Origin of the sequence: Desulfobacter sp. UBA2225, from assembly GCF_002348205.1 — a bacterium.
Lineage (GTDB): Bacteria > Desulfobacterota > Desulfobacteria > Desulfobacterales > Desulfobacteraceae > Desulfobacter > Desulfobacter postgatei.
Genome location: NZ_DDYV01000164.1, coordinates 1 through 4933, shown reverse-complemented (window position 1 = coordinate 4933; position 4933 = coordinate 1). Strand labels below are relative to the sequence as shown.

The window sequence follows — 4933 nt, the reverse complement described above, 5'->3', positions numbered from 1 at the left end:
AAGATCTGAGTAACTTACCCAGACTATCTTATAAAAAAAATTAAAGGAGGTTGGTCATGGCCTTAGATCCAACCAAACATGCGGATTGGGAAATTGCGGAAGATGCAGAAAAAAAGATGCTTACCATTTATAAAATCGGTGAAAAACTTGGATTAACCGAAGAAGAACTGCTGCCCCAGGGGCATTACATTGGTAAAATCGATTTCATGAAAGTACTTGACCGTCTTAAAGATAAGCCCAACGGAAAGTATATTGATGTTACCGCCATTACCCCCACCCCGCTTGGGGAAGGCAAATCCACTTCTGCCATAGGCTTGGTACAGGGCCTTGGAAAAATCGGAAAACGTGTTGCAGCCGCCATCCGTCAGCCTTCAGGTGGCCCGACCATGAACATCAAGGGGTCTGCCGCCGGCGGCGGTCTGGCCCAGTGCATTCCTTTGACGCCCTTTTCTTTGGGATTTACCGGCGACATCAACGCCATCATGANNTGAACGCCCACAACCTGGCCATGGTAGCCCTGACCTCTCGTTTACAGCATGAAAGAAACTATAATGACGAGCAACTGGAGCGCCTCTCGGGCATGAAGCGAATCGACATTGATCCCACCAATATTGAAATGGGATGGGTCATGGATTTTTGCTGCCAGTCCCTGCGTAACATCATTATCGGTATTGACGGCGTAAACGGCAAGTTCGACGGGTTTATGATGAAATCCAAATTCGGTATTGCGGTCTCTTCAGAAGTTATGGCCATCCTCTCCCTGGCCAAAGATCTTAAAGATCTGCGTGAAAGAATGGGTAAGATCGTTGTGGCATACACCAAAAAAGGCGCACCTGTCACCACTGAAGACTTAAAGGTTGCCGGAGCAATGACTGCCTGGATGGTTGACGCAATGAAACCCTCTTTGATGCAGACCATGGAAGGCCAGCCTGTTATTGTTCATGCAGCGCCGTTCGCCAACATTGCCATTGGCCAGAGTTCCATCATCGCCGATAAAGTCGGCTTGAAATTGGCTGACTACCACGTGACCGAATCCGGCTTTGGCGCAGGCATTGGTTTTGAAAAGTTCTGGAACCTGAAATGCCGCTACTCGGGGCTAACACCTGATTGTGCCGTTATCGTTGCAACGATCCGTGCTTTAAAGTGCCATGGCGGCGCACCTGTGCCTGTTCCGGGTAAGCCCATGCCCGAAGCATACGGTATCGAAAACGTTGAATGGGTTGAAAAAGGATGTGTCAATCTCATCCATCACATCCGCAACGTCCGTAAAGCGGGCATATCGCCGGTGGTTTGCATCAATGTCTTCTATATGGACACTGACGCTGAGATCGCCAAGGTGCGTGAACTTGTCGATGCCGAAGGTGCAAGAGTGGCGGTTTCCCGCCACTGGGAAAAAGGCGGCGACGGTGCCATTGAATTTGCCCGGGCGGTTGTGGACGCATGCGAGGAAAAAACACAATTCAAGTTCCTCTACATGCTGGACATGCCGCTTAAACAGAGAATCGAACTTATTGCCAAGGAGGTTTACGGTGCCGACGGTGTTGATTACTCTCCTGTTGCCGACAGGAAATTAGCTGAGCTCCAGGCCGATCCGGAAGTTTCCAAGATGGGTGTCTGTATGGTGAAAACCCACCTGTCTTTGTCTGACAACGCTGCGCTTAAGGGGGTGCCCACAAATTGGAGACTTACCATCCGTGAAGTCCTGACTTACAGGGGGGCAGGTTTTATCGTTCCTGTTGCCGGCGATATCTCTCTGATGCCGGGCACCTGTTCCAACCCGGCCTTTAAACGTATTGATGTTGATGTTGAAACCGGCAAGGTTCAGGGTATATTTTAAGATAAAGATTTAACCAACCCGGCAAAGGAAACAGCGCTGTATGTTTTTCGTTGTCGGAGCATATCAGGAGAAACTGCATGACCGCAAAAATCATTAGCGGAACCGAGATAAGAAAGACTATTTTGGCTGAAATAAAGGCCGATGTTGAAAAAATGAAGGCCAAACACGGCAAAGTGCCTGGATTGGCAACCATTCTTGTGGGTAAAGACCCGGGATCTGTCAGTTATGTCACCTTAAAAATAAAAACCGCGTTGTCTGTTGGATTTCATGAAATTCAGGAAGATCTGCCCGAAGATATCAGCGAAGCTGATCTGCTGGCTTTGATCGAAAAATACAACAATGATCCCGACATTCACGGCATTCTGGTTCAGTTGCCGCTGCCCATGCATATTGATGAAAAAAAGGTGATTAATGCCATTAATCCGGATAAGGATGTGGATGCATTCCACCCCGTTAATGTGGGTCGTCTGATGATCGGCGGTGATGATGCCAGATTCATGCCCTGCACCCCGGCCGGTATCCAGGAGATGATTGTCCGTTCCGGCACACAGACATGCGGAGCAGAGGTCGTTGTGGTGGGACGTTCCAATATCGTCGGCAAACCCATTGCCATGATGCTGGCCCAAAAAGGTGTTGCTGCCAATGCCACCGTAACCATTGTTCATACAAGGACCAAAGATCTTGCCGCCCATTGCAAACGTGCTGATATCCTTGTTGTTGCAGCCGGCGTGCCTGGCCTTGTTAAACCCGAATGGATCAAGCCGGGCGCCACTGTCATTGACGTCGGCGTTAACCGTGTGGGCATAAATGAAGCCACAGGAAAAGTGATTCTAAAAGGTGACGTAGACTTTGATGCAGCCAAGGACATAGCAGGCAAGATCACCCCTGTTCCTGGCGGCGTCGGCCCTATGACGATTGCCATGCTCATGAAAAATACCCTGAAATCCGCTCAGTATGCCCTGGGAGATTTATAAACAAGATTGTGACACAAAGGAGGAAAAATGGCTCAAGGAGATGGCTTTATAATGAAAGAGGCACAAACCGGTAAATCAGCCTGTAAAAACGCGCTGCCCAGGATAGATTTTTCAAGTTTTATTTTGTCTTTGTATTCATCCGGTCTTGTGCAGCTTGGAATAGTCGAGGATCCATCCACCGGGAAAAAAACAAAAAATCTGGAAATAGCAAAACACACCATTGATATGATTGCAATGCTCCAGGAAAAAACTTCCGGCAACCTGAACGGGGATGAGCAAAACCTGCTTAAAGCCCTGCTCAGTGAGCTGCGAATCGCCTATGTGGAGGCCAGGTCCTGATGCAGGTACGGCTATCTCCTGCTAAGATCAATTTATTTCTTTATGTGACGGGCAGGCGGGCTGACGGTTACCATGAACTGTTCTCCCTGATGGCCCCTTTGACACTGGCCGATCGTTTGGGAATTGAACGGTCAGGCAACGGTATCAGGGCGGTGTGCAGCCATCCGGATGTCCCAGAAGATGATACGAACCTGGCATGCCGGGCCGCAGTCCTTTTCAGGGCTGCAATGATTGACAAAAAGGGAGATTTTGTTTTTGACCATTTGACCATCCACATTGAAAAAAGGATACCGGTATGTGGGGGGCTTGGGGGGGGCAGTTCGAATGCCGCATGTGTGCTGCTGGCCTTGAATGAATATAGCGAAACCCCGTTTTCCAAGGATGAACTGATGCGTTTGGGGCTGACCCTGGGGACAGACGTTCCTTTTTTTATTTCCGGGGGGCCTGCTTTTGCCTCCGGCGTAGGCGAAAAACTTGTGCCCTGCACGCAAATGCCACGCCTGTCTGTGATTGTTGTAAACCCGGGTGTGCCTGCCTCAACAGGAAATGTTTTCAAAAAGTTGGAATTTGGATTGACATTCATCCCTTCATGTATTATAAAACCGAGTTCGAACATGCTGCCATTCGGAAAAGAGCTTGATGGCAGGGAATTTTTGCATAACGATCTTGAGAGACCGGCATGCAGTTTATACCCTGAGATCGGTACTGCAAAAAAAGATATGGCGTTGCTGCTGCGAAGAAATGTGTATATGTCTGGAAGCGGCTCGTCTCTTTTTGCCCTTTACTCGGATCATAATATGGCCGAAAGGGACTACGAACAGCTCTTGCAGGTCCGGTCGGAAAACATGAAATATGTTTTTCTTTGCAGGATCGGGCTTTTGGATGGCTGATCTAATAAAAATTTTGGGGCGTCGTCAAGCGGTAAGACACAGGGTTTTGATCCCTGCATTCAGAGGTTCGAATCCTCTCGCCCCAGCCAAAATTTTAAAGGGCCAGGAATGGTTAGAAAACAAAGAGGTTTATTATGAACGGCCTGTCCATATTTGCCGGAAACTCCAATGTCCCCCTTGCAGAAAGAATATCGGAATATTTGGCCAAACCTCTGGGACGATTGAAGGTCAACCGGTTCAGTGACGGGGAAACCCAGGTCGAAATTCATGAAAATGTGCGTCGGCGGGAAGTTTATGTCATTCAATCCACGTGCAAGCCTGTGAACGACAATTTAGTTGAGCTTCTGCTGCTCATTGATGCCTTCAGACGTTCCTCTGCTGCCCGGGTGACCGCTGTTATTCCCTATTTCGGATATTCCCGCCAGGACAAGAAAGTTGCTCCCCGGGTGCCCATCAGTGCCAAGGTGGTTGCAGCCTTGCTTGAAAGGACCGGGGTTGACAGGGTCATCACCATGGACCTGCATGCCGGACAGATTCAGGGCTTTTTCAATGTGCCCGTGGATAATCTTTATGCAGCCCCTATAATTATTGATGATATAAAAACCCGTTTTAGTGATGATATCGTTGTAGTTTCTCCGGATGCAGGCGGGGTGGAGCGGGCCAGGGCTTATGCCAAACGCTTGGATGCCGGCCTTGCCATCGTGGATAAACGCCGTAGCGCACCCAATCAGGCCAAGGCCATGGCTATCATCGGAGATGTGAAGGGTAAAATTGCTTTGGTTATTGATGATATGGTGGACACTGCCGGGACCCTGACCGAGGCTGCCAGCGTTATCAGTGAAAAGGGTGCCAAAGAAGTTCATGCATATTGTACCCATCCGGTATTGTCAGGC

General features: G+C 49.1%; 4 protein-coding genes, 1 tRNA gene and 1 pseudogene. All 6 read left to right on the top strand.

Annotation, left to right across the window (positions count from 1 at the left end; all coding sequences use genetic code 11):
* Window positions 1-56: 56 nt before the first annotated feature.
* A pseudogene (locus tag B3D59_RS08350) lies at window positions 57-1837 on the top strand (formate--tetrahydrofolate ligase).
* 77 nt (window positions 1838-1914) lie between these two features.
* Complete coding sequence (gene folD / locus B3D59_RS08345; RefSeq protein WP_286818938.1) at window positions 1915-2811, top strand: bifunctional methylenetetrahydrofolate dehydrogenase/methenyltetrahydrofolate cyclohydrolase FolD; 897 nt, start codon at window positions 1915-1917, stop codon at window positions 2809-2811.
* 27 nt (window positions 2812-2838) lie between these two features.
* On the top strand, window positions 2839-3150 hold the full coding sequence (locus B3D59_RS08340) for a DUF1844 domain-containing protein (RefSeq protein ID WP_286818937.1): 312 nt from the start codon (window positions 2839-2841) through the stop codon (window positions 3148-3150).
* Entirely contained in the window at window positions 3150-4040 is an 891-nt protein-coding gene (gene ispE, locus B3D59_RS08335; RefSeq protein WP_286818936.1) for a 4-(cytidine 5'-diphospho)-2-C-methyl-D-erythritol kinase, read from the top strand. Before B3D59_RS08340 ends, ispE begins: the two co-directional genes overlap by 1 nt.
* A gap of 14 nt (window positions 4041-4054) precedes the next feature.
* Window positions 4055-4129 (top strand) — tRNA-Gln (locus tag B3D59_RS08330).
* 45 nt (window positions 4130-4174) lie between these two features.
* A partial coding sequence (locus B3D59_RS08325) for a ribose-phosphate diphosphokinase (RefSeq protein ID WP_286818935.1) occupies window positions 4175-4933 on the top strand: 759 nt, incomplete at its 3' end.

What these genes read in the sequence shown, in the direction of transcription:
- folD (WP_286818938.1), top strand. Translation starts at nt 1,915, where the DNA reads ATGACCGCAAAAATCATTAGCGGAACCGAGATAAGAAAGACTATTTTG.
- B3D59_RS08340 (WP_286818937.1), top strand. Translation starts at nt 2,839, where the DNA reads ATGGCTCAAGGAGATGGCTTTATAATGAAAGAGGCACAAACCGGTAAA.
- ispE (WP_286818936.1), top strand. Translation starts at nt 3,150, where the DNA reads ATGCAGGTACGGCTATCTCCTGCTAAGATCAATTTATTTCTTTATGTG.